The sequence below is a fragment of the Mucilaginibacter gossypiicola genome, from assembly GCF_900110105.1.
Classification (GTDB): Bacteria; Bacteroidota; Bacteroidia; order Sphingobacteriales; family Sphingobacteriaceae; genus Mucilaginibacter; species Mucilaginibacter gossypiicola.
Map to the genome: position 1 here is coordinate 169,229 of NZ_FOCL01000003.1, position 25,462 is coordinate 194,690.

Annotated in this window: 18 protein-coding genes; 5 read left to right on the top strand and 13 right to left on the bottom strand. The window is 42.4% G+C overall.

Features of this window, described 5'->3' with window-relative positions; genetic code table 11:
• Window positions 1-73 precede the first annotated feature (73 nt).
• Together BMX50_RS10515 and BMX50_RS10520 are read left to right on the top strand one after the other, a co-directional pair.
• Window positions 74-2,401, top strand: a complete 2,328-nt coding sequence (locus BMX50_RS10515; protein WP_167667863.1) for a family 20 glycosylhydrolase — start codon at window positions 74-76, stop codon at window positions 2,399-2,401.
• Window positions 2,402-2,404: 3 nt separating this feature from the next.
• Window positions 2,405-3,442, top strand: a complete 1,038-nt coding sequence (locus BMX50_RS10520; RefSeq protein ID WP_091210485.1) for an Atu2307/SP_0267 family LLM class monooxygenase — start codon at window positions 2,405-2,407, stop codon at window positions 3,440-3,442.
• Here the strand turns inward: BMX50_RS10520 and BMX50_RS10525 are convergent.
• Both BMX50_RS10525 and BMX50_RS10530 read right to left on the bottom strand, forming a co-directional pair.
• Window positions 3,439-4,224 (bottom strand): alpha/beta fold hydrolase, encoded by a 786-nt coding sequence (locus tag BMX50_RS10525; RefSeq protein ID WP_244280939.1) that lies wholly within the window; start codon window positions 4,222-4,224, stop codon window positions 3,439-3,441. The genes BMX50_RS10520 and BMX50_RS10525 overlap by 4 nt on opposite strands.
• A gap of 277 nt (window positions 4,225-4,501) precedes the next feature.
• On the bottom strand, window positions 4,502-6,274 hold the full coding sequence (locus tag BMX50_RS10530; RefSeq protein ID WP_091210487.1) for a glycoside hydrolase family 9 protein: 1,773 nt from the start codon (window positions 6,272-6,274) through the stop codon (window positions 4,502-4,504).
• 23 nt (window positions 6,275-6,297) lie between these two features.
• On the opposite strand from BMX50_RS10530, the gene BMX50_RS34500 reads away from it, so the two are divergent.
• Window positions 6,298-6,438: a hypothetical protein gene (locus BMX50_RS34500; RefSeq protein ID WP_167667865.1), complete on the top strand. Its 141-nt coding sequence runs from the start codon at window positions 6,298-6,300 to the stop codon at window positions 6,436-6,438.
• A gap of 174 nt (window positions 6,439-6,612) precedes the next feature.
• Here the strand turns inward: BMX50_RS34500 and BMX50_RS10535 are convergent, their stop codons facing one another.
• Window positions 6,613-8,418 carry a beta-N-acetylhexosaminidase gene (locus tag BMX50_RS10535; protein WP_091210488.1) on the bottom strand — a complete coding sequence of 602 codons (1,806 nt, stop codon included), beginning with the start codon at window positions 8,416-8,418 and terminating at the stop codon, window positions 6,613-6,615.
• Between the two features lie 382 nt (window positions 8,419-8,800).
• On the opposite strand from BMX50_RS10535, the gene BMX50_RS10540 reads away from it, so the two are divergent.
• Window positions 8,801-10,390: a hypothetical protein gene (locus tag BMX50_RS10540; protein ID WP_091210489.1), complete on the top strand. Its 1,590-nt coding sequence runs from the start codon at window positions 8,801-8,803 to the stop codon at window positions 10,388-10,390.
• Between the two features lie 65 nt (window positions 10,391-10,455).
• Here BMX50_RS10540 and BMX50_RS10545 read toward each other — a convergent pair whose 3' ends face one another.
• From BMX50_RS10545 to BMX50_RS10570, 6 genes are all read right to left on the bottom strand, one after another.
• Entirely contained in the window at window positions 10,456-11,868 is a 1,413-nt protein-coding gene (locus BMX50_RS10545) for an efflux transporter outer membrane subunit (RefSeq protein ID WP_091210490.1), read from the bottom strand.
• 67 nt (window positions 11,869-11,935) lie between these two features.
• The gene (locus BMX50_RS10550; RefSeq protein ID WP_208864683.1) at window positions 11,936-15,136 is read right to left on the bottom strand and encodes an efflux RND transporter permease subunit; all 3,201 of its coding nucleotides are present in this window, start codon (window positions 15,134-15,136) and stop codon (window positions 11,936-11,938) included.
• 24 nt (window positions 15,137-15,160) lie between these two features.
• Window positions 15,161-16,390: an efflux RND transporter periplasmic adaptor subunit gene (locus BMX50_RS10555; RefSeq protein ID WP_317040872.1), complete on the bottom strand. Its 1,230-nt coding sequence runs from the start codon at window positions 16,388-16,390 to the stop codon at window positions 15,161-15,163.
• A gap of 323 nt (window positions 16,391-16,713) precedes the next feature.
• Complete coding sequence (locus BMX50_RS10560; RefSeq protein WP_091210491.1) at window positions 16,714-17,328, bottom strand: TetR/AcrR family transcriptional regulator; 615 nt, start codon at window positions 17,326-17,328, stop codon at window positions 16,714-16,716.
• A 141-nt stretch (window positions 17,329-17,469) separates the two neighbouring features.
• Window positions 17,470-17,985, bottom strand: a complete 516-nt coding sequence (locus tag BMX50_RS10565) for a DinB family protein (RefSeq protein WP_091210492.1) — start codon at window positions 17,983-17,985, stop codon at window positions 17,470-17,472.
• Between the two features lie 95 nt (window positions 17,986-18,080).
• Window positions 18,081-19,241: an MFS transporter gene (locus tag BMX50_RS10570; protein WP_091210493.1), complete on the bottom strand. Its 1,161-nt coding sequence runs from the start codon at window positions 19,239-19,241 to the stop codon at window positions 18,081-18,083.
• 521 nt (window positions 19,242-19,762) lie between these two features.
• On the opposite strand from BMX50_RS10570, the gene BMX50_RS10575 reads away from it, so the two are divergent.
• Complete coding sequence (locus tag BMX50_RS10575; RefSeq protein ID WP_091210494.1) at window positions 19,763-20,929, top strand: putative sensor domain DACNV-containing protein; 1,167 nt, start codon at window positions 19,763-19,765, stop codon at window positions 20,927-20,929.
• A gap of 135 nt (window positions 20,930-21,064) precedes the next feature.
• On the opposite strand, the gene BMX50_RS10580 is transcribed toward BMX50_RS10575, so the two are convergent.
• The 4 genes from BMX50_RS10580 to BMX50_RS10595 form a co-directional block, all read right to left on the bottom strand.
• Window positions 21,065-21,340 carry a hypothetical protein gene (locus BMX50_RS10580; protein ID WP_091210495.1) on the bottom strand — a complete coding sequence of 92 codons (276 nt, stop codon included), beginning with the start codon at window positions 21,338-21,340 and terminating at the stop codon, window positions 21,065-21,067.
• Between the two features lie 155 nt (window positions 21,341-21,495).
• Window positions 21,496-23,628, bottom strand: coding sequence for a polyribonucleotide nucleotidyltransferase (gene pnp / locus BMX50_RS10585; RefSeq protein WP_091210496.1), 2,133 nt, complete (start codon window positions 23,626-23,628; stop codon window positions 21,496-21,498).
• 127 nt (window positions 23,629-23,755) lie between these two features.
• On the bottom strand, window positions 23,756-24,034 hold the full coding sequence (rpsO, locus tag BMX50_RS10590) for a 30S ribosomal protein S15 (RefSeq protein WP_090524765.1): 279 nt from the start codon (window positions 24,032-24,034) through the stop codon (window positions 23,756-23,758).
• A gap of 457 nt (window positions 24,035-24,491) precedes the next feature.
• Window positions 24,492-25,445 (bottom strand): adenylyltransferase/cytidyltransferase family protein, encoded by a 954-nt coding sequence (locus BMX50_RS10595; RefSeq protein ID WP_091210497.1) that lies wholly within the window; start codon window positions 25,443-25,445, stop codon window positions 24,492-24,494.
• Between the last annotated feature and the right edge of the window lie 17 nt (window positions 25,446-25,462).

Consider the following 25,462-nt stretch of genomic DNA (forward strand, 5'->3'; position numbering starts at 1 on the left):
ACATAAGCTTTAATATTATTACAGCTTGGGATAATGGTTAAATTTATCTTTTAGCCTTATAACCAGCGCTGCCATGATTTTTAAACCGTATCAGCTAACCAAGCTCATTGCTTTCATAAGCTTCTTTATTTCTTTAACCCAAACCGGCAAAGCATCGGCCCAAACCAATACCGACGACCCGCATTTGGGAATTATTCCCGCTCCAGCCTCAATTACCAAAGGCAGCGGTACGTTTACTTTTACTCCGCTTACATCCATTAAAGCAGACAACCCAAAAGATAAAGCTGTTTTATGGCTGAAAGAATATCTGCAGGAGAACCGGCACCTGAATATTAAAATAGCCAAATATAATTCAAAACTCAAGGCGGCAAAAAGCAAAGGCCTGATCCTGACTTCAAAAGGGGCGAATAAATTACCGAATGAAGGCTATAAACTCACCATCACGCCACGCAATATCATTATTGTTGGCAAAGATGCAGGCCTGTTTTACGGCATTCAAACTTTACTACAACTTTTCCCGGTTGAAAATACAGCCACTTACAAATTACCATGCGCGGTAATTGAGGATTCGCCCCGCTTTGGGTATAGGGGGATGATGCTGGATGTTTCCCGCCATTTCTTTACCATTCCGCAGGTAAAAAAAGTTATAGAGCTTATCGCGTCTTATAAACTGAATACCTTTCACTGGCATTTGGTTGACGGCCAGGGGTGGCGTATCGAGATCAAAAAGTATCCTAAGCTTACCCAGGTGGGTGCTTTCCGCCAGCAAACCATGTTTGGCAGCAATCGTGATTGGCCCGATTCGCTTAGTTATGGTGGTTTTTACACCCAGGAACAAATTAAAGATGTAGTAAAATTTGCGGCAGACAGGTATATTAACGTAATCCCCGAAATCGAAATGCCTGCCCATTCCGAAGCTGCATTGCGTGCCTATCCCGAATTTAAATGCGATACCGTTGCTGGTCAAAAAGCACCACGGGATATCAATAACCTGTACTGCCCTACCGAGCAAACTTTTACCTTTTTACAGGATGTGCTTATTGAAGTAATGGATTTGTTCCCGAGCAAGTATATTCACATTGGTGGTGATGAAGCAGGTAAAGAACCATGGAAGCAATCGGCATTTTGCCAGGCTTTAATGAAGGAAAAGGGACTGAAAGATGAAAAAGAACTGCAAAGCTATTTTATCTCGAGGATAGAGAAATTCATCAATTCGAAAGGCCGCAGCATTATAGGCTGGGATGAAATCCTGGAAGGCGGCCTTGCTCCTAACGCTACGGTGATGAGCTGGCAGGGCGAGGAAGGTGGTATTAACGCTGCCCATCAAAAGCATAACGTGATCATGACGCCTCAAACTACCGGCAATTACTTTGATCATTACCAAAGCAGCTCACCACAAGAGCCGGTATCATTTGGCCGTTACGCCACTTTAGAGGAAACTTACAATTACGATCCGGTTTCAAAGCAATTGACTCCCGACGAACAGAAATATATAATAGGCACCCAGGGTAACCTTTGGACGGAATATGTACCGACCGTTGCAAAATTGCAATACCAGATCATGCCGAGAGTCTTCGCTTTATCGGAAGTGGCATGGACCCAACCCGCCAATAAAGACTACACCAATTTTTCTGAAGTACGGTTGGCTAAGCATTTTGCAAGATTAGATGCCATGAACTATAACTACCGTGTACCAACTGCATTAACCACAATTGATACAATGGTTGTTGGCCCTCATTTTGTATATACCTTAAAATCGGTTGTACCGGGTGCTAAAATCTATTATACGCTCAACGGTCGCGACCCATTGGATACTGACCTTCAGTATGACGGACCAATCACTTTTTCCATCCCGCAAAACGAAAAAAGGGAACTAAGGACAAGGGTAATCACACCATCTGGTCGCAGAAGTATTGCAACACGTACCCTGATGTATAACAAAGCACTCATCCCGGCTGTAAACTACACCGCCAATCAGCAGGGGCTTAAATACAAGTGGGCAAAAAACACATTCACATCACCCGATCAGCTTAGCTACGCTGCACCGCAAGATTCGGCCATCAGCAATAAACTGGATGCAGAAGCTTTGAAAAAGGACAACCCTAATTTTGGCGTGGTTTATGACGGTTACGTGAATATATTAGCCGATGGTACTTATAACTTTACCCTTGCAAATTATGTCGCCAGTCAGTTATTTATTGATGGCGTACAATTAACAGAAGCTGAATATGCGCTGCCGCTGGCAAAAGGTTTTCATCAGATAAAGGTAAAGTACATATATAACGCACCTCCGCCCCCTACCGGCAGGTACAGGCCACGTGTAGCACCGCTTAAAGTTTATGTTACCGCACCCGGAAATTTTGAAAAGAAAGAGCTTGCTGCAGCCGACCTTTATTATTAATACATGGAGTTAGGTATAAGCACTTTTGGCGAGGTGCATCCCGATGGCAAGAGCGGCAACGCTGTAAATGCCCACAAACGGGTTCAGGAATTATTGGAAGAAGTAAAACTGGCCGATGAGGTAGGCCTGGATGTTTTCGCTTTTGGCGAGCATCACCGTCCTGATTTTGTGATCTCAGCACCAGAAATACTCATCTCTGCCGCGGCAGCTATTACCAAAAACATCCGACTGTCGAGCTCGGTTACTGTATTAAGCTCTGCAGACCCGGTGCGAACATTTCAAAATTTTGCTACTGCAGATTTGGTTTCGGGCGGCCGTGTTGAAATGATAGCCGGTCGGGGTTCATTCATTGAGTCGTTCCCTCTTTTTGGTTTTGATCTGAATGATTACGATGCCCTGTTCACTGAAAAACTTGAAATGTTTTTGCAGATCAACAAACAGGAAATTGTTTCGTGGCAAGGTAATTTCCGGGCACCGATCAGGAACCAGGGCGTATACCCTCGCCCTTTACAACCAGAAATACCTGTTTGGATTGGCGTTGGTGGCACCCCAGCCTCTGCTAAACGAGCGGGAGCATTAAACCTGCCCATGATTATTGCCATATTGGGTAGCGCGCCAAAACATTTTGTTACGTTTGTTGAGCTCTACCGCGAATCCGCAGCTAAGGCCGGGCATGACGTGAACAAACTGCAACTGGCTATCAGCTCGCAATTTTATGTGGCCGAGAACTCACAGCAGGCGGCTGATGAATTTTACCCAAGCTATGAGGCCCTCATGACCCGTGTTGGCAAAGACAGGGGCTGGTCGCCCATGACAAGGGAGCAATTTGAATACCTTCGCGATTTTGGGCCACTGGTTGTTGGCGATCCACAACAGGCTATCGACAAAATTATGCAACAATATGAACTTTTTGGCAATACCCGTTTTGTAGCTCAATTGGTTACCGGTTTTACCAAACACAAGGATATTTTAAAAGCCATTGAAATTTACGGCACAAAGGTAGCTCCCGTTGTTCGCAAAGAAACCAAAGCAAAAGTTTAGGCTTTTGCTTTGGTTAAAAACGCTTCAATGATAGGCACTGCAGGGTAGCCGCCGTCTCCACTTACATCCTCAATCTCACCTATATAATCGCCATGGCCACCGGGTAGGATGCAAAGCTCAGCATCAGGTAACATACGGTATAATTCCAGGGTATGTTCTGGCCTGATCACATCTTTATCCCCGGCAATCACCAACGCCGGCATTGTAATAGAACGAATAGCGTCGTCGCCCCAGTCTTCAAAAGCTTGCATACGACTAAGGTCCCGTTTATGCATTATTTCTAAAGCAGCCTGGTCATTATTTATAGCGAGAAACGCCTCCTGCAAAGGCTTGGGCATACTATCCAGGGTTGCGTTTTTCATAAAATCCCAAAACCAGGAGTCGAAACCGCTGCGTTTATAAAACGAGGACGCTATGACGATTTTATGTACTAATTGCGGATGCCTGATCGCCAACTGCATTGCGGTGTTACCACCGTTACTAAAACCCATGATATCAGCCTGTTTTATATCCAAATGTTTAAGTAAAGCCGCAATGTCATCGGCATCCTGTTCAAATGAAGTGGGCACGCCCCTATCTGGCGTACGCCCGTGCGCCTGTAGGTCTACCCCTATTACCTTGTGTTTTTTTGCAAAAGTTGACAACACACGACCAAAAGTAACATAGATATCCGAACCACCGCCGTGAACCAGCACCAACGGGAAACCCTCTCCATGAATTTCGTAATACATTTTCAGGCCATTAACAACGGCATAGTTACCGGCAGTGTTTGTTTGTGTCATATCCATAGGTTTAATATCTCAAATATACCGCTATCTATGACCACTTGAGGGCGTGAAAGTGACAATATGGGGCTTCAAAAATGACAAAGTATTCTATCGCCACTTTATATCTGGTGATCAAATCCAGCGAACATTGAAAGTGGATGACAAAAAGTTGGACTGTCAGTCTGAGCCTGTCGAAGACTCGCGCGGAGAGGCGAACCCACCATGCTTCGACGCGCTCAGCATGACAGCCGTCTTAAACATGCCACGTGTAAATGGTTCGACACAAAATCAATTACTTCTCTGCCGCCATTGCCGTCACAGCCTGCAGATACCATGCGGCATGAGGCAACCATTGTTCTGTCCAGCGCCATTCGTTGCCATTATCCTTCATTTTAAAATCGATACCACTTCCGTCAGGATTTTCCTTTTTACCGGTGATACCATTGGAGATTCCTCCTTTGCCTGAGCCATGCCCAAAGTTCGAACTCATGTAAGGCACATTGCTTTTACCAAATTGGTACATGAAACACATCTGATACGGATTGCAACCCAATATCCAGGCTATCTGATGCGAGGCATATTCTGCCAGTTCTTTTTTTACGCCCCAGCCACCTTTCTCAGGATAAACTAACCTTCCTCCTATTAGTGCCGCAGTAGCCAGCGAACCGAGGCGGGCGTTTTCGCCCTGCCACCACCAGCCGGTTTCATTTTCATGCGGAATAAAAAAACCATCTTTTACTGTACCCCTAAATTTAAACGACTGCCGGGCATAACCAAACGGATTGTCGACATTTGCAGTAACCTTTAAATTATAATCTAAAGCCTTTTTTATGGTCGATAGTGCCGCAGTTCTTTCATTACCGTCTTTTTCCTTGTCAAGATATCGGCATAAAGCTACTACCGGCATTCCTGCATCAGCTGCATGCCAGAATGGCCTGTCGCCATCATCGGCAATAAAATAACCGGCGGGGCTCATTCGCTTGTTCAGGTTTTCGGCACGTTTGCGGGCTTCGTCCCGGTAGAGGGTGCTATCCGTCGCTATCCACAGTTCGGTAGCCGCCATTAGGGCGCAATAATCGTCAATGATATTTTCTTTGCCGTCATCATCATATTTAGTATTGTTTATTAGCAAGTGAGCAAATGCGCGTTTGGCAGCAGCAAGATATTCGGCTGATTTAAAATCACCGTCTTTTTTCAATTGAAAGATCCTTGCCAATGATGCTATGGCCATTCCACCGCCCTCACGAAACGCGGCCTGGTATTCATCGGTAGTAACGCTGTTTGCCTTTAATCCTACAACTCGCCTTGCTTTAGGGTCTTTATTAAAGTAGCTGAACACGATCATATAAAAATAATCGTCTTTCGATAAGGCACGCATCATATAGTCGGCCCCCCAAAGCGCTTCGTTTACCATGCCATCATAAACGTTTAATTTATTTAATAAACCCGGCGCTGTTTGCACCGTGTTGACCATCGACCACGTTACCAGGGGAATTTGCTGCGGCGACACAAAATTGGCATAAGCTAAATGCGAAAAGTACTTGCTCACATCGCCCGAAGCATCGCACCAGCCACCACGCAGATCAACGGTTTTATCGCTGCCATAAAGCTGAACAGCGGCGTCTGCCTGTAACTCGGTTGGGGTATTAGCCCGTTGCCTGTTATAATAACTTAATACTGAAGGGATGGTAACTATCGCCAATGCATTATCTTTGATCTCGAACCAATCGGATACCGCCCCTTTATTTTTGCCTATCACAATCCTGTATTTACCTTCGGTTTTAAACCCTGAAAAATCAGCCTGATAAAAGTATGCGCCCTTTGCCCACTCATCTACCTGTAAATGCTTGCTCAATTTTCCGGTAAAAGTTATTTTGCCCGCCGCATTTTGCAATTTAAAAGTTGTATTCGCGGCAAATTTAGCATCATTACGTACAACGATGGTCTTTGCTCCACGTGCATCGTACGCCACCTGATTCATGTAAAAAACAGGGTCGGCTTTGCATAAGTAGCAAAGTAGCGTAAAGAAAATTGAAAGGATGATTTGGCGGTTAAACAGGCTCATGGAAATGCAGATTAATTGGCAAAATGGAATGCCTGCAATTTACAGCATTTATGCACCCGGTATCGCTTACGCAGCAAAAACCTGCCCCTAATTTACCACTACAAAAAGCATGTGCCGTTACCTTTGGATATAACGATAAATACGACGCACCTACGGAGCCTTAAGTACTTAACTAATTTGCTATAAACACGATACCCCTCTGGGGTATTACCCGTATATTTTATATACTCCGTTAGGAGTATCGTGTTTATAGATAAATTATAAAATAAGATTCGGGCTCCGTAGGTGCCTCGTGTTTAAATAGTCTATTACAATAGAGACTCTAATAGTTCTTAAAACTACTTCTTCTTTTTGTGCGATGACTTATGGCTGCTGCCAGATGATGACGACTTTTTAGAAGATGACGATTTCTTCGAAGATGAATGTTTTGACGAAGATGATGAATGCTTGGACGAATGTTTGGAAGAATGTTCTTTTTTAGACGAACGGCCATGTCTGTGCTTGCGTGTCGGCCTGTCTTCGTCACCATAATCTACATTCTCAGGCTTAGGCATCCTCCTGATCTTAGGGCCAAAGTCAATGGCTTCGTCATGGAAAAATTTATCGAATGGATTGAAATAATAGATATTGGCCGCATCGTAAATCTTGATACTTGCTTTTAAGCGGTTGTTAAATGCCTCCTCGTCTTTCAATTCGGGTGCTGTCCAACCGGCTTCTGCTAAACCGGCAATACGCGGGAACAGCATAAAATCAAGACGTTTTTCAGACCCTATCATTTCTGTCCAGATGTTGGCCTGTACACCTATGATCTGTTTTGACTGTAAGTCCTCGTTGTTTTGTAGTTGTTTTTCAGGGAAACCATAAACGCTACCCACCGTATTATATACCCCTTTCCACCTCCGGCCGGAGATATGATCGGCATCCTGCACAAAATCAAAGTACATTGGTAAGCGTGGGCAAAGTACCACCTGGTAACCTTTTTGAACCGCCAAATGCAGCTGTCCCGGCAAATTCTGTCTCCACCAAAAAATAATGGTTTTATCAGCAGGCAGGTTTGTACCTGTTGCTTCGTCCCATGCCAATACTTTGTCACCCGCATTGATAGCAGTATCAGCCACGCGTTTAAAGAAATAACGCTCCAATTCACCCACATCAGCAAAATTATTCTTTTGCATAAAGCTGGCAATTGAAGGATTAAGCGACCAGGCCTTAACACCCAAAGCAACCTCATCGCCACCTAAATGGATCATTTTAGAAGGGAATAACGCACTGGTTTCCTTAATGATATTACCAAGAAACTGGTAAGTGCTATCGATTGCGGGGTTAAACGTAAAATTAGGATAGCCTTCAACACTGCCACCACTAAACTGTGGATATGCTTTGTTGGCGGCAGTAGCATGGCCCGGCATATCAATTTCAGGGATCACAGTTATAAACCTTTCGGCAGCATAAGTAATGATCTCTTTGATCTGTGCCTGGGTATAATATTGCGGATCGGCTACTGAATCGCTGTAGTTGCCTACTCCCCCAACTAATGTTAGTTTAGGATATTTTTTTATCTCCAAACGCCAGCCTTGCGCATCTGTTAAATGCCAGTGAAATTTATTCAGCTTATAGTAAGCCATCCAGTCAAGGATCTGCTTAACCTTTTCCATCCCGAAAAAATGGCGCGATTCGTCAAGCATCAATCCACGCCATTGATAACGCGGAGTATCAGTGATAGTTAAAGTCGCCAGGTTAATGCTTTCTCCGCGGGGCTGATCTTTGATCATCTGCAGTAAAGAAACTACGCCATAAAATACCCCATCGCGATTGCTTGAAGATATAGTGATTTCATTAGCAACAATTTTTAAAGAATAGGCCCCGGCAGTAGGGTCGCCATTGGTTAAAAGCAAATGAATAACGCTGCCTGCATCCTTATTGTCAACAGCAAGCGTAAAACCAGCCGACTGGCTTACCTGTTTTTGAAAATAGCGGGCTATTGGCAATAATGAGGCATCGTTTACACCAACAGTACTATGATTACTAAAAGAGAACTGCCCTGTGCCGTTAATAACAGACTTAGGCTGAGGGATTATATTGATATTTTGCGCCTTAAGCGAGCCGCAAAACAAAAGAAGTACAAGTACGAATTTAATTTTCATTAAAAAGAGCTTAAATCATTTTGGGCTGCTATGATATGAATTTTCTTTTAAAAACAGGGTAATTTGTTTGTAACAAAGTGTTTAAATCTCAAATTAAGCAAGCCTTTGCCCTATCGCCGGCAAGCGGATAACAAATGACCATGTTTAACAAACACTTCAATTTGTAATAAAACCACCGATCAAATGTATTTAATAAACTGTGCAATTCTCTTTACAATTTTTGAGGCAAGGGTGTGAAATTTAACCATAATAGTGTGTGAAGCACCAGGAAAATCAAGGAAATTAACACATTGCGAAGAAACAAGGTGTAAACGCGCCCTCGCTATAATATTACAAATCACTAACTTACAACAGTTTACTACCGACACAATCATTATATTCTATGAACGACGCTCAGGGGAGAGATAAGGGAAGGAATATTTTAGGCTTGTCATACCGCAACAAATATTTAATTATTACCTCACTGGTAATTTGCGTTATAGCGGCTTCAGTGTATTTGCTTTTTTTATCTCCTAAATATAAAGTGAGGACGGAGGTAGCCGTATCCGACGACTGGCAATTACCAATAATTGCAATTAATGAGTTACGCTCTGAAAGCACGATAGCAAAAGCAGTAAACGCGTTAGGATTTCAGATAAGCTATTACCACAAGGGTGCTTTTACAACAACAGAGCTCTATGGAGATTCGTTACCCATTAAATTTATTTTGGGAAAGGGAAGCAGCTATGCTTCTCCTGTTGAAATCACCATCAATTTAATTAATGGCAGCGTTTGCAGGATCGATCAAAATAATGTACTCACAGATGTGCCTTTGTACCACCCGGTTGAATATGGATTTTTAAATTATACCATAATAAAAGGTCCTGCATTTAAACCAATACAACCACCGCTGACAGTAAAGCTTACTCCCACTGCCAACTTAATTGAAAATTTCAGTAAAAGTTTAGCTGCAAAAGTTTTGAGCAGCAACAGTTTTGAACTGAATTTAGATGCGGATAATGCCCAGAAGGGACAGGATTTTTTGAATAAGCTTGTAGAAGTTATTAATGCTCAATATGCCAAACCAGCTTCACCTGCCCAACCGACGGCTATCAATAGGTCACTGCTTGCTAAATTAATCGACAGTATAGCATATTATAAAGTATTGGCTGATAATTATCGCGAACAGCAAGACATACTGAATAACATCAAAAAGCCAAGACGATTGCCAAAGCCAAAGACGAAGCCGGTACTTGCACCGGTAACTGTAACAGTGCAAACAGCGTTAACTGAAAAAGAAAGAACCGACTTAAATACACTTAATTCCATTAAATCATATGCATTGAAACCTAACGACGCTTTTGTTATCATACCAGATAATTATCAAGGCGGCGATAACCGCATCGGAGCGCTCATTCAGGATTTCAATAAAGCTCAGCTTAATAAGCAACGGGTACAGCAAGATTCGGACAATGCAGATGCAAGCGTTTACGCTTTCAAGCTCGAAATCAATTCTGTAAAAGATGCGCTCGTTAGCAGTATAACGCAAAAAGAACAAAAAATCAGGGATGCCCACCAAGTTAGAGTCACCCATCAACCAAAGGTTGTTGAGCAACCAAAAGATGCCGCTCCTGCCGATGACATTGAGTCGCCAGAAGATGTCGGGCCACCAAAAAATTCAAAATCAATAGCGTCGTTTATAGCACTGCAATTAAATGATTCTATCGCCCAAATAAATGCCATAATAAAGAGTAAACGACAACAATACAACAGGCTGTTATACGGAGCCGGCGCACAGAATACCGGGCCGCAACTTACGATAACTTACAAGTCGAACATGCGGGAATCAATGATCTCCAAATCATTTTTCGTATATATTTTCGCCTTCCTGGCAGGTTTACTACTGCCTATTTTACTGATTATTATAAATGAATATATGACATCGGTTAAAAAGTGGTGGCACAATAGGTCCCGGGAAAAGCATTACACATAAGATGCAAAACGGCCGATCAGGGTTTCCGATCGGCCGTTTCCGTTTTTCATAGGGGTAGATAAAGATTATTTCCAGCCGCCGCCTAATGAGCGGTAAAGCTCGGCATTGGCGCTAAGCTGTGCCATTTTAATTGAGGCTAATTCAAGTTCGCCCTGCAATACATTACCTTGTGCAGTAATCACTTCAAGATAGGTAGCAAGCCCATTTTTAAACAACATGCTGGCATTAGAGGTAGCCTGTTGCAACGTTTTAACACGGTTTGCGGCGATAGCTTGTTGCTCTTTCAGTTTTTGAAGTCTTACTAATGCGTCAGACACCTCACCTACTGCATTTAATACAGACTGGCGGAATTGGATAACTGTTTTTTCACGATCAACTTTGGCAACTTCGTATTGGGTACGCAATTGTTTGTGTTGTAACAAAGGCTGGGCAATGCCACCAGCAACTGTACCAAACAATGAAGCCGGAATATTAAACCAGTTGCTTGATTTAAATGAGTTTAAACCACCCTGGCCGGTAATAGTTAACGACGGGTAAAGTTGTGCCTTGGCAATACCAACCCTCGCGTTAGCAATGTTCAAAGCCAGTTCAGAGCTCCTTACATCAGGTCTGCGGCTTACCATTGCTGATGGCACACCTGTTGAAAGGGTTTCCGGGAAGCTAATGTCATTAAGGGTAACGTTGCGCTCAATTGCATTAGGTAACCTGCCTGCTAATATACTCAGACCGTTTTCCTGAACATTGATATCACGCTCAAATTGCGGAACCAATTGTGCAGCTGCTTCTAACTGAGCTTGTGCCTGTTGTACACCTAAAAGGGTAACCTGGCCGGCATCGTATTGCAATTTGATGATGCGCAAAGTACTATCGTTTAGTTTTACGTTTTTCTTTGCAATATTCAGCTGTTCGTCAAGCATCAACAGATTATAATAACCTTGTGAAACGCTTGATACGATGTTGGTTTGAATAGCCCTTTTTGCTTCGTTAGTTTGCAGGTATTGAGCTAAAGCTTCACGGTTTTGACTGCGAATTTTGCCCCAGATGTCTGCTTCCCATGAAAGCGAAAGATTGGCGTTATAATCTTCAATATGCTTAGTGCCGATGCCATATTGTTTAATGCTTAAACCATTGATGCTATTGTCCGACGGACGGTTAGTACTTGCGGTAACGTTTAAACCTAAAGTAGGTGCGTAGTTCCATTTAACCTGTTTAAACTGTAACTGAGCAGCTTCGATATTTTTAACCGCAACCTGCATGTCATAGTTTCTTTCGATAGCACTGTCAATCAATTTTTGAAGAGCAGCATCGGTAAAAAAGTTTTTCCATTGCAAGTCTGCAATACTGCTGGTATCACCGGTAGTAACCGCGTTCCTGAAGGCTTCAGGTTGCGCGTCCTTTGGCGTAGCAACATCTTTTGAAACTTTACAGCCTGCAAGCACCACCAGTGCTAAAGCCAAGCTGCCTATTATATTTTTCATTGTTATATCTTTTTTAAAGTATCGCAAGTTTAAAAGCCTGCGATACTTTTAGTTGATGTTTGATTGATTAAGCTGAATATTCACTCTCAAGCACAATCGCATCTTTACCATGTGCTGTGCCATTGGTTGGGGCAACTGGTTTGCCACTAATGCGTTCCTGCAATCCCTGGAATATCACGTATAGTACAGGTATGATGAACAAACCTAACAATACACCTGAAACCATCCCGCCTGCTGCACCAATACTGATAGAGTGGTTACCCTGAGCAGATGGGCCGGTAGCAATACTCATCGGGAACAGACCGAATACGAATGCCATTGAGGTCATGATGATTGGACGGATACGAAGCTGTGCGGCTTCAATAGCCGACTGAACCAGCCCGTGCCCTGCCCTTCGCCGTTGCACCGCAAACTCTACGATCAGGATGGCGTTCTTAGCCAACAAGCCGATGAGCATGATCAGCGCAACCTGTACATAGATGTTATTTTCAATACCGGTTAAGCCTAACACGATGAATACCCCGAATAAACCTGTAGGTATTGAAAGTATTACTGCCAATGGCAGGATGTAACTTTCATACTGTGCTGATAACAGGAAGTACACGAATACCAAACATAACAGGAAGATCACGGTTGACTGACCACCTGAAGCGATCTCTTCACGGGTTTGACCGGTAAATTCATAAGCAAAACCTTGAGGCAATTGCTCTTTAGCAGTTTCCTCTATCGCCTTGATGGCATCACCAGAGCTGTAGCCTGGTTTAGGAATGGCATTAATTTCGATAGAGTTGAACAGATTGTAACGTGAGGCAGTTTCTGAACCATATACACGGGTTAATTTAACCAGGGTATTGATCGGTACGTTTTCGCCCGATTTGTTTTTAACAAACACACGATCAATTGCAGATGGATCTGTTCTGTCGGCAATATCAGCCTGAACTACCACACGGTAGTATTTACCAAAGCGGTTAAAGTCTGATGCCTGTGCGGTACCAAAATATGCCTGCATGGTTGAAAGGATGTCTTTAACACTTACACCCAACTGGTTAGCTTTTTCGTCATCAACCTCTAATTGTAATTGAGGATAATCAGCCTTGTATGAAGTAAAGGCAAAAGCAACAGCCGGTTTTTGCATCAGCTTCATGATAAAGTTATTGGCAACACCGCTAAATTTATCCAGCCTGCCATTGGTTTTATCCTGAAGCATTACGTCGAGCGCCTCAACGTTACTGAAACCAGGAACGGTTGGGAAACTGAACACGAAGAAGGTACCGCCCGGTATTCCGCCCAATTTACCTCTTACAATGTTCTGGATAGCGTCAATATTCTTAACCTCACCCCTTTCTTCAGTAGGTTTTAACAACAGGAAGATAACACCTGCTGATGGACTGCTTGATTGGGTAAGGAAGTTAAAACCTGACAGTGCAGTAACGAACCTTGCTGATGGCAATGTTTTAAGCTGATCTTCGGCTTGTTTAAATACCTTGTTGGTACCACTTAATGAAGTACCTGATGGTGTATTTACAGCGATGGCCACAAAGCCCTGGTCTTCTGTTGGGATAAAGCCTGTTTTAGTTTTGTTTACCATATAAACTGTGGCAACAACTACTAAGGCAAGGCCGGCCATACTGATCCATTTATTACGGATCAGAACTTTCAAGCCTCCAACATACCTGTTGGTCATATAATTAAAGCCGCCGTTAAAGCCTGCATAAAATTTATCTACAAAACTTTGCTTAGGGGCGTCATGACCATTTTCGCTGTGTTTATTCTTTAAGAATAAAGCAGCAAGGGCAGGGCTCAAGGTTAATGCGTTAACAGCCGATATAATAATGGAAATGGCCATAGTTAACGCAAACTGCCGGTAGAAGATACCTGTTGAGCCTGTCATGAAGCTCACCGGTAAAAATACCGCGGCCATAACCAGCGTAATAGATATAATGGCACCAGTAATTTCGTGCATCGCTTCGGTGGTTGCAGCTTTAGGTGTCAAGCTTGGATTATGTTCCATCTTGGCGTGCACCGCCTCCACCACCACAATGGCATCATCCACCACAATACCGATGGCCAATACCAACGCGAATAACGTTAACAGGTTAACTGAGAAACCGAACAGGTTCATGAAGAAGAACGTACCGATAATAGCAACAGGAACTGCTATCGCCGGAATCAATGTAGACCTGAAATCCTGAAGGAACACGAATACTACCAGGAACACCAATATAAAGGCTTCTACTAATGTATGCTCAACCTGGTTGATAGACTCATCAAGATCGGTTTTGGTACGATAGAACTGATTGTATTTAATACCAACAGGGAAATCTTTAGATAATTTCACCATCAGGTTATCAATCGCAATTTGAATTTCATTAGCGTTTGAACCTGATAATTGGATAATACCAATAATAATACCGTCGTGGCCATTGAGGTTACTTACACTATTATATGAATAAGCACCCAACTCAACACGCGCTACGTCTTTCAAACGCAATACAGAACCATCTGCGTTAGCGCGGATAGCAATATTCTGATACTCCTCTGGTTTGGTAAGTTTACCTTTATATTTAATTACGTACTCAAATGCTTCGTTGCTGCGCTCGCCAAATTTACCTGGTGCTGCTTCAAGATTTTTGTCCTGTATAGCGGCGGTTACTTCGGCAGGTGTAACATTGTAAGCTGCCATTTGGGTTGGATTCAACCAAACACGCATCGAGTAATCCTTAATACCACCAAAAATACTGGCAGAACCTACACCCGGAATACGTTTAATTTCCGGAACGATATTGATCTGGGCATAGTTGGCTACAAAGGTTTGATCGTATTTTTTAGGATCTTCAGAGTAGATTGCCATGGCACCGATAAAGCTGTTTTGCTGTTTGGTAGTTGTTATACCATATTGCAAAACCTCGGCAGGCAACTGACTTGACGCCTGTGAAACACGGTTTTGAACGTTTACCGCTGCCTGATCGGGGTTGGTGCCTTGTTTAAAGTAAACGGTGATACCTAATGTACCGTCATTACTGGCGGTAGAAGTCATATAGGTCATATTTTCCACACCGTTAATGGCTTCTTCTAACGAAGGGGTAACGGAACGTAAAATAGTTTCCGCATTGGCGCCCGGATACACAGCAGATACTAATACCGACGGAGGGGCAATATTAGGAAACCGCTCTAAGGGCAATTTTGTTAAACCAAGCACACCCACTATCACCAACAAAATGGAGATAACAGTTGAGAGTACCGGTCTTTCTATAAATTTCTGAAACATGACTTTAAAGTTTAAGTGTATGTATTAGTGTTTAACTACAGCGGCTACTTTATCAGCCTGTTTTTGAGGCTGAATCACCATGCCTTCCTGTAGTTTATCGATGCCCTCTAACACGATCTGGTCGCCGGCTTTAATAGCCTCTTTATCTTTAACCAGGTAGTGATCGCCCGATTTACCAACGATGTCGATAGCTTGTTTTTTAACTTTGCTGCTATCGCCCACGATAAATACGAATACTTTGTCCTGCATTTCAACAGTTGCCGATTCCGGCACGATCAAAGCATCTTTATGGCTCAGGCTTAAGCGGATCTTACCGGTATTGCCCGAACGTAAAAGACCATCAGGATTTGAGAAATTTGCCCTTAAGGTGATAGCACCGGTGTTTTTATCAAACTGGCCGTCAACGATGTCAATTTTACCTTGTTTAGCATATTCGGTGTTATCAGCAAGTAATAATGATACTGAAGGAACATTTTTCAATTTATCTTTCAGGCTGGCACCCGGATATTGTTCTTTAAAAGCTACGAAATCCTTTTCGCCCAATGAAAAGTAAACGTGTACGTCATGTACGTCTGATAGTTGAGTTAATGGAGCAACATCTGCCGGAGCAACAAGGCTACCTTGTTTCTTCGCAAGCAGGCCGATATAGCCGCTAACAGGCGCTTTTATTAAAGTGTAGCCTAAGTTAATCTGCGCGGTAGCAACATTAGCTTTTGCCGATTCGATATTGGCTTTGGCTACATCAGATGCTGCTTTAGCAGTTTTTAACTGATAATCAGAAACTACTTTGTTTGCAACAAGCGGGGTTAGTTTTTCAACTTCCAGTTGCGCGTTTACCTGTGCTGCTTCGGCAGCATGTAAGCTTGCCAATGCATTATTTAAAGCTGCGCGGTATGGTTGTTCGTTAATTTTAAATATTGGTTGACCAGCAGATACGTAAGCACCTTCGTCAACAAATACTTTATCTAAAGTGCCACTTACCTGTGGCCTGATCTCTACGTTAACAGTACCTTCAATTGAAGCAGGATATTCCTGGAAAGTTGTTTCGGTACCTGATGCAATTGAGGCAACCGGTAATGCCGGCGGCGGTGGTGCTGTTGGAGCCTGCGGTGCAGATGAACATCCATATAATGTTAAAGCTGCAACTGCTGCTAAAAGGAGTGTTTTCATGAGTGATGATTTTAAGAGTGGTGAATGGATAGGGTTAGAATAAGCCGTTGGGCTTGTGTTATATGATGATTTGATTGTTTTCATTGTTTTATTATTGCCGATCATTTTTCAATTGAGATGCCAGTTATTCATTTAACTGAATATCAATTATTTATAAATTATAGAATTTAATTTCCAATGCCTTATATCGTTATTTTCACGATTTTTCATGACGATATACCGAAACGATGTACGCTAATTACAGCAGTCGCATAAATTAGATGTTACAACACCGTTAAATCGTTTAACACTGTTAAATAGATTGTGTGGGTTGTGAGTGAGCTTTTCCATTGTATTAAGAGTTTGTTTTAAAAAGTGCTTAACAGTTACTTAACACTGTAAGATAATTTAACAGTGTTTTTTTCAGGTCACAAAAGAACAGCGTCTTTCATCGACCTGATGATACCGCCTATGGTATCTTTCAAAACCTGGCGGTTAACTTCGTCAGAGAAACCTCTGCTTAGTAAGTTGATGGATACTAACCCGTGTACAACCGACCAAAAGGTATAATATTTGGTACAGATCATTTCGTCGTTGATATCCTTAATATGCATAACCTGCATAATCGCCTCACTGATCATGGTTGTGAAACGCTGAGCTTCGGGCATCGCTTTTACCACCTCACAGCAACAGTTCATCTGTACGCCAAACATAACCTGGTAAAGTTCTTTATTATCAAAAGCAAAATTCCAGTATGCAAGCCACATGGCTTCCAGTTGCTCTTCGGGATGCAGGTAGTTTTCTTTTGCTACCTCCATATCCTTAGCCAATATCAGGTAACCTTTGCGGGTAAGTTCCATTAGTATGGCATCCTTATTTGCAAAGTATTCATATATAATAGGGGCGGTATACTCAATTACGTCAGCAATTTTTCGCATGCTTAAAGCTTGCCAGCCTTCATGCTTAACTATGTGGAGCGCGGCATCCAAGATATTGACCCTGGTTTCCTCTTTTAAGCGCTGTATTCGTTCTTTACTTGCCATTTTGATTACACTATTAAATCATTTAACAGTGTTAAGCAAAAGTATAAGGGTTTTGAGGATTATTTACCATCCCTTTGTCAAAAACGTTTCATCCAATTGTCACGGATTAAACCGTTTGAGCAAAATCCGGTCGGCAAATGCTTATTTTTTTACCAGGTAAACCAATTGCCCAATATGATAGCCCTGGTGTATAGTACGATTAATCAGGATATTCAGTCTGTTACGGTGCGGCTCTTTTTCAAAATCCTCCTGCGAGATTGCGCTGTGTGGCTTAAACCAATCTTCGGGCTGCATAGCGTTCATTCGTTCGGTTAAAACCTCATTTACATTAGCCCAATATTGTTTTAGCTCGACCAATGAAGGTTTCTCCAAACCGGCATTCTCGGGGCTTTTAACAAATATTTGATCAAGCTGAGGGTAAAGTCTTTCGCCCAAACCTAAGTAGGTAAACATTCCGTCGCTCACAGCAGTAAGGTGGCCCAGCAGGTAAACGCCGGTATTGCGACCCGGAGCCGTTTCTGTAGCGAGGGCTTCATCGGTCAGTTTGTCAAGCAAACCGTTCAGGCGGCTGTTTTGAAGCTCCCAATTGGAAACTACCATCTTGATAAATAATTCGGTTGACGGCTGTATGTTGGTTTCGGTAATGTTTGCGCTCATTTTTTGCAGATGTAATATCAAACCGGCTGATTTGATGTTACAATTATAAGCTAAAACAGAGTGGACAGTTATAGTTAGCTACTTATTTGACAAAACTATGATACCGCAGGCTCGTCTTCAATTTTCCTTACCATCCATATCATCATGGCGGCAAAAGCCGCAACAACAAAGAAAGCTATTTGCAGGTTGGCGATCTGAGCAATAAAACCTACTATTGGCGGTATGATAACAAAACCCAGGTAGCCTACCGTTGATATAGCAGCCAATGCCTGGCTGCTATTCATTGTTTTTGATTTACCAGCCATGCTAAATATCAGCGGCACAATACATGATACGCCCATACCTATCATTGCATAGCCTAAATAAACGGTTAATGTATATGGCAAAAACACCGAGACTAACAGTCCCGCAAAAACCAGCCCGCTGCTATAGGTTAAAACTTTTTTAATGCCAATGGCTGATACTACTCTATCGCCGGCGAAACGCCCGATGGTCATGGTGACCATGTAAACTACAAAACCAGCCTCAGCAAATGATTTGGAAGCATGTACAACTTTTTCAAAGTAAACTCCGCTCCAGTCATACAAAGTATTTTCGCAAGCCATTGAAGCAAAACAGATCAAAGAGAATTTAAGCAAGTGCTTATCAGGCATGGAAAATACCGATTTATCAGGTGTTTCGGCAGGCTGATAATCATAAGTTGATGGATAAAATATTGCCGACAGGATAAGCATTGCAATACCAACAAATAACAAGTGGTATGATGGCGCCACATTAAATAACACCATTACATACCCCACAGCCGCCCCGCCAAAACCGGCCAGGCTCCAGATGCCATGAAAAGTTACCATAATGGATTTATCATACAAAGCCTGAATCCCCACAGCCTGTGAATTCATAGACAAACCCAATATATTACGTGTAGAACCTATAAAAAATAAAACAACAATTAACTGCCACATATACGCCGCAAAGCCGGGCAAACAAAGCACCAGGCTAAATGCCAATGCTCCTATCAGCATCATTACACGGCTACTGAAATGCTTGATCATTTTGGCAGTTAAAGGCATAGTAAGCATCAGGCCGACAGGCATGGCAAACAACACAACCCCTAACTGGGCTTCATTTAAATTAAGCTGATGTTTTATAGATGGAATACGCGAGGCCCACGAAGAGTAACCGAAGCCCGAAACAAAGAAGAATACACTGTTGGCAATCCGCATTTTTGATTTACCCGCAGCTGATAGCTGATCCATGCCGCAAATTTATAGATAAATTGCATGTATAGACCCTGTTACTTTAATTTAATGCTGCTTACATACAAGGTTGCAATTGTGCACAAGGATTTTCATTTTTTTGCTCTTTATGAAAAACCTTGTTGAAGCCCTGTTGTACATAAGTTAAACCTAAGTTTAAAAGCGCTGATACTTGCAATGGTGTAGTATCAGGCAGTGTAAGTGATATGATGTGTGATAGAAGTTTCATGATTACATTATCGTTTCCGGCTGCAAAATTGCTACAATAAATCTGAAAAAAAATTGATGTAGATTAACAACTGACGTTAGGCAGATAATTGCATACAAGTATGATAAACGTTTGACAATCAGCCTCACCTAAATCCTCTCCAAAGGAGAAAACTTGAAAGTTTTCTTATAAAACAGCTTTTAAAGCCCCCTCTTTTGGAAAGGGATTTGGGGTGAGGCTCATCCAATTGCAATATTGAGGCGTTTGTTTGTAAGCCCGTTTATTTAGCTTTACTTTTGAGATAAGTATTTAAATGAAAGACACCACCAAAACTTTGAGTTCAGGACCTACATATAAAGCAGCCGGTAAAGTGGCAACCATTATCGAAAGGCATTTCAGGCATTTTCATGCCAAAGCGCTTGCCGATAACAACGAGATAGACCTTGCACCTACTCCCAGCTGCACCACTATCGAATCACTTATCGATATCTCATTTTGGGCAAGCTTGCGTCGGGAAGAAGGATTTTCACCAAAATTCACCCTGGCTTTTTTGCCGCCCGAAGCCGCCGGTCAGCCGTTGTTGTTTGGTGGCAAAATTAAACTTGCGCCCAATATCCTCACCAAATTTGCTTCGGCAGTACAACAGCCGGGCATTCATTTAGGCATTTGGATAGAAGATGATGAGCTATATATCTGGGGAACCACCCTGGCTATCCCGGCTTACTGTTTTGTACTGGAAGTAATTGAACCCGGATTGCTGGTGATCAAACATCGCCGTATCGAGGGCTTTGGCAAATTTGTAAACATAGCCATATTAAAAGGCGACGATATTAAAGTAGTTGACGAGCACGGCTCCAGCATTTCTGATTGCCCTAACGTACTTTCGGCCATGCTTGATTTTACTTTGCCGTCCCTGTGGAATGACCCGGTAAACGTGTTAGTTCAGCTGGCTACCTCCATGCAAGCCCATAAACGTGGCGGCATCCTGTTAGTTGTTCCCTCCGAAAGCGAAGAATGGCGAAAATCCATCATTACCCCGATCTCCTACCCTGTTGATCCTCCGTTTTCGGGACTTACCGACCTGATGATTCACGAAGGCATTGACCGTTACCACACCTCATGGCAGGAAAAAATGCGCCGTGCGGTTGATACCATAGGCGGATTAACTTCGATAGACGGAGCTACCCTAATAAATGATAAACACGAGTTGTTGGCTTTCGGTGCCAAAATAGGCCGCTCAGAAAAAAGTTCGCCTATCGAAGAGATCGTGGTGACCGAACCTATTGTTGGCTGTTCAACCCGGGTGATCCACCCCGCTCAAAATGGCGGTACAAGGCATTTGGCAGCCGCACAGTTTGTTTTCGACCAAAAGGATGCCTTAGCACTGGTTGCCTCTCAAGATGGCCGGTTTACGGTATTTGCATGGTCGCCGGTTGTAGGCATGGTTCATGCACACCAGATAGATATATTGTTGCTGTAAGTTGGAGATTGGGAATAACCTAACAAAGATGTCATTGCGAGCGAAGCGTGGCAATCGCACGGAAGCATGACCGCCCTGTATAGCATGCGATTGCTTCGTACCTCGCAATGACATACTTATTTTATTCAGACAGACTTAATCGCAATTCAGCAGTAAATCGTAATATTTCCGCATCAGCACGGTATCATAATTAACCAGCGACTGATATGCTTCTGAAACCAACTCATTAAGGATAGAGGAGCCCAGCTGTCCGCCTCCGTTGGGAATGGAGTCGTAGTAAACAATAATTTCTTTAACCCTGATTATTTCATACAGTAGCTGCTGAACCAAATCAGTCTGAGTACCCGCCTGCATTCCAGCCGAATTTTTATTCAGGAAGTCTAAAGGATCATTATTAGTAGCAGGGGTCATTTTTTATCAAACAGGATCGGAATTACGGTTTTACCAACTATATATTAACAGTTAATAAGTTTAAACATCCGCTTTTTGTTTTAAAAAAATTAAAAAAAATTAAAACTAAATAACAAAACCCTCATAAAGAGGGTTTTGTTATTATAATAATTTGCTTAGTTATTCTGTTTTGGCTCTGGTTTCGGCAATAAAACCTTGCGCGACAGCTTCAGTTTACCTTGCTTATCAACGTCAAGCAGTTTCACCCTTACTTCGTCACCTATCTGGAAGATACCATCCATAGTTTCAATACGGCGGTGATCAATTTCAGATATATGCAATAAACCATCTTTACCCGGCATGATCTCAACAAACGCACCGAAAGGCATTATTGATTTCACTTTACCTTCGTAAATCTCACCTACTTCTGGTTTTGAAGCGATAGCGCGGATACGGCCTAAAGCTGCATCGATAGAAGCTTTGTTATCTGCAAAGATTTGAACGATACCCTGGTTGTCTTTCTCTTCGATAGAAATGGTTGCGCCTGTTTCACGCTGCATTTCCTGGATGATTTTACCACCTGGCCCGATAACTGCACCAATAAATTCTTTATCAATTTTAATGGTAACAATACGCGGAGCGTGTGGTTTGTAGTCGGCACGTGCCTCGGTAATGGTTTTAGCCATTTCACCAAGGATATGTAAACGACCGTCTTTAGCCTGGTTTAATGCATTGGCTAACACTTCATATGAAAGACCATTAATCTTCAAGTCCATCTGAACAGCAACGATACCATTTTTAGTACCGGTTACTTTAAAGTCCATATCACCTAAATGGTCTTCATCACCAAGAATATCAGAAAGGATAGCATATTTGGTACCCATTTCGTTAGTGATTAAACCCATTGCAATACCTGATACAGGCTCTTTAATTTTAACACCAGCATCCATAAGCGCTAATGTACCGGCACAAACTGTAGCCATTGATGAAGAACCGTTTGATTCCAAAATATCAGAAACCACACGAATTGTGTATGGGTTTTCATCTTCAGAAGGCAATACTTGTTTCAATGAACGTTGAGCCAGGTTACCGTGACCAATTTCACGACGACCAGCACCCCTGTTAGGCCTAACCTCACCGGTTGAGAAACCTGGGAAGTTGTAGTGTAACATGAATTTCTGGTAACCGTTGATAAAAGCACCGTCAATCATTTGCTCATCATCCTTAGCACCTAAGGTAACGGAAGTTAATGATTGGGTTTCGCCACGGGTGAATACCGCCGAACCGTGAGCCGATGGCAAATAACCAACTTCGCTCCATATCGGACGGATCTGAGTAGTAGTACGACCGTCTAAACGTTTGCCTTCATCTAATACAAGGTTACGGATAGCATCATACTCAACATCGTGGTAGTATTTTTTAGCAAGGCCTTTAGTGATATCGTCAATTTCGCCTAAAGTCTCGATGTAAGCATCACGTACTTCTTTAAATTTAGCACCGCGCTCTTCTTTTGCAGATGCAGCAGAGGCAATCGCGTAAACCTGATCATAGGTAGCAGCGTAGATGGCTTTTTTCAAATCTTCATTGCTGTGCTCATGGCTGTAAACGCGTTTTTCGGTTTTACCAACTTCAATGGTCAGTTCTTTTTGAGCCAAACATTGTACTTTGATAGCAGCATGAGCAAATTTGATGGCCTCAACCAATTCATCTTCCTGAATCTCTTTCGATTCACCTTCAACCATGTTGATATCGTGCTCGCTACCTGCAACAATAAATTCTAAAGTTGCGTTTTCAAGTGCGCTCAGGGTTGGGTTAATAACCAGTTTACCGTCGATCTTAGCAACACGTACTTCAGATATTGGACCATTGAAAGGAATATCAGAAACAGCTAAAGCAGCAGAAGCAGCTAAGCCGGCAAGAGCATCAGGCATGATATCTTTGTCGGCAGATATTAATGAAATCATCACTTGTGTATCAGCGTGATAATCTTCTGGGAATAAGGGACGCAAAGCACGGTCAACCAAACGTGAGATCAAGACCTCATAGTCTGATAAACGGGCCTCGCGGCGTAAAAAACCACCCGGGATACGGCCTGTTGCAGCGTATTTTTCCTGGTAGTCAACAGATAATGGCAAGAAGTCAACACCTTCTTTAGCTTCAGGCGATGATACAACAGTAGCAAGCAACATGGTATCACCCATTTTTACCACTACCGAGCCATCTGCTTGTTTGGCCAGCTTACCTGTTTCGATCTCAATGGTGCGTCCGTCGCCCAGATCAATAACTTTTTTAATTACGTTTAAACTCATCTTTTTTTGTTTGTGATGCACTTTTCATCTTCGGGAGCGCATCGGATTTTATGTTTGTAAATATATGTTTCAAAAGTAAAAAAGCCATCCTAAAATGGGGATGGCTTTTAAATAAAAAAGGAGAGAATTACTTAATGATATCCCTTAGCTGTAAAGCTTTGATGATAGCACGGTACCTTTCAATGTCTTTATTATACAGATAAGCAAGTAACGCGCGGCGTTTACCTACCAATTTTTGTAGCGATAATTGAGTTGAAAAATCCTTTTTGTTTTTTTTCAAATGCCCTGTTAAGTGAGCAATACGAGTAGTAAATAAAGCTACCTGACCTTCGGCCGAACCTGTGTCAGCTGCTGATTTACCATGTTTTGCAAAGATCTCTGCCTTTGCTTCTTTACCTAAATACATTACTTGAATAATATTAAAGCGTTAACTATTTTATTAATTGTGGGTGCAAAGATAGTGATTAATTATGCAAATGCAAGGGGCGGGTGAATTTTGGGTGAATGGTTGATGGGTTGATTTTGGTGAGTGGTTAATTAGGTTGGATTAAGTGAATGGTTGGTTAGGATAAGAGCCTTTATAGTTGCCTGAACCTGAATTTTAAGGAATTAAAGAATTAACAGAATGATAAGCATATTCAAAAAATTCTTAAAATTTCGTACAATTCGAGTTCAGACAATCCGAAATCGAAAACCCCAAATCCGAAATCAATTATGGCGTTACCTCCCGCCCGCGCTATACGCCCGTACGCCTGCAGGCATTATCCGTTGGCTAATGGACGGTATCTGCTATTATCGCTAACGCGGAGATCGAGAACAAGCAAACTACTCACTTAATACAACTCAATCAACCACTCACCAAATCACAACAAATACTCCCCAGCCTTACCATACTTCTCCAGCTGCCTGATCCCGGTACTTGAGATATGCTCAAACTCCATATCGCAAAAAATGGCGGTTACGCTAATATGCTTACCACCTAACTCCTGCAGGTAGCGGTATTGGTTAAGTTCGTATTGCAGATCCGATCCGTTTCTTAATCCGCGGATGATAGTAATATCATAATCCAGGCTATCCACAAATTCGGTAAGCAACCCCTCGTAAGTTTCAGTTTGCCGGTACTTTAATATCTCCGGCAATTCATAGGTAGCTTTATCCTTACCCGGATTAACGCCACGGGCAATGATCACCTTATCAAAAATACGCTCTGCTTTTTGGAGTATATTGTAATGTCCTTTATGGAAAGGGTTAAAGCTTCCCGGGTATACTGCAATGCGGGGTTTATAGTTTTCTACATAGCTTATCAAATAATCCAGGGCAGGATTATGAATTTCCTGCTGTAAACTTTTTAATACCTCTACCCTTTTCTCCCGGTAAATTTTGTGATCAACAAATTGAAACTCTTTAAAGATCTGCTTTTCATAAACCAACAGCTTGTCAAAGGACTGGCTTAATATATTAAGATCAGCAGTGCTGAATACTTCTGATAACACCGAACCGGGCTTATGATGTTTGGTATCCAGTATGATATCTACTACAAGAGACTTAAGCGCGCTATCCCCGGCGAATACTTCATTAAAATACCGCGCCGAATCTTCTTCATTGGTGCCAGATGTCGGATCATAAATAACGTCATGAAAAATAGTGGCGAGAAACAATACATCGTTATCTCCGTAGCCCCGGCTTTCCAATTGCTGCCAAATGTCGTCAAGATGGTCGAGGGTATGGTAAAAACGATGGGCTTCACGATAGCGGTTTAACACAGTTTCTTCAATACCAAGTTTTGTTAACCGGTCTGTTTGCTCTGTAATTTTCATAGCGGTAAGCTTAGTTC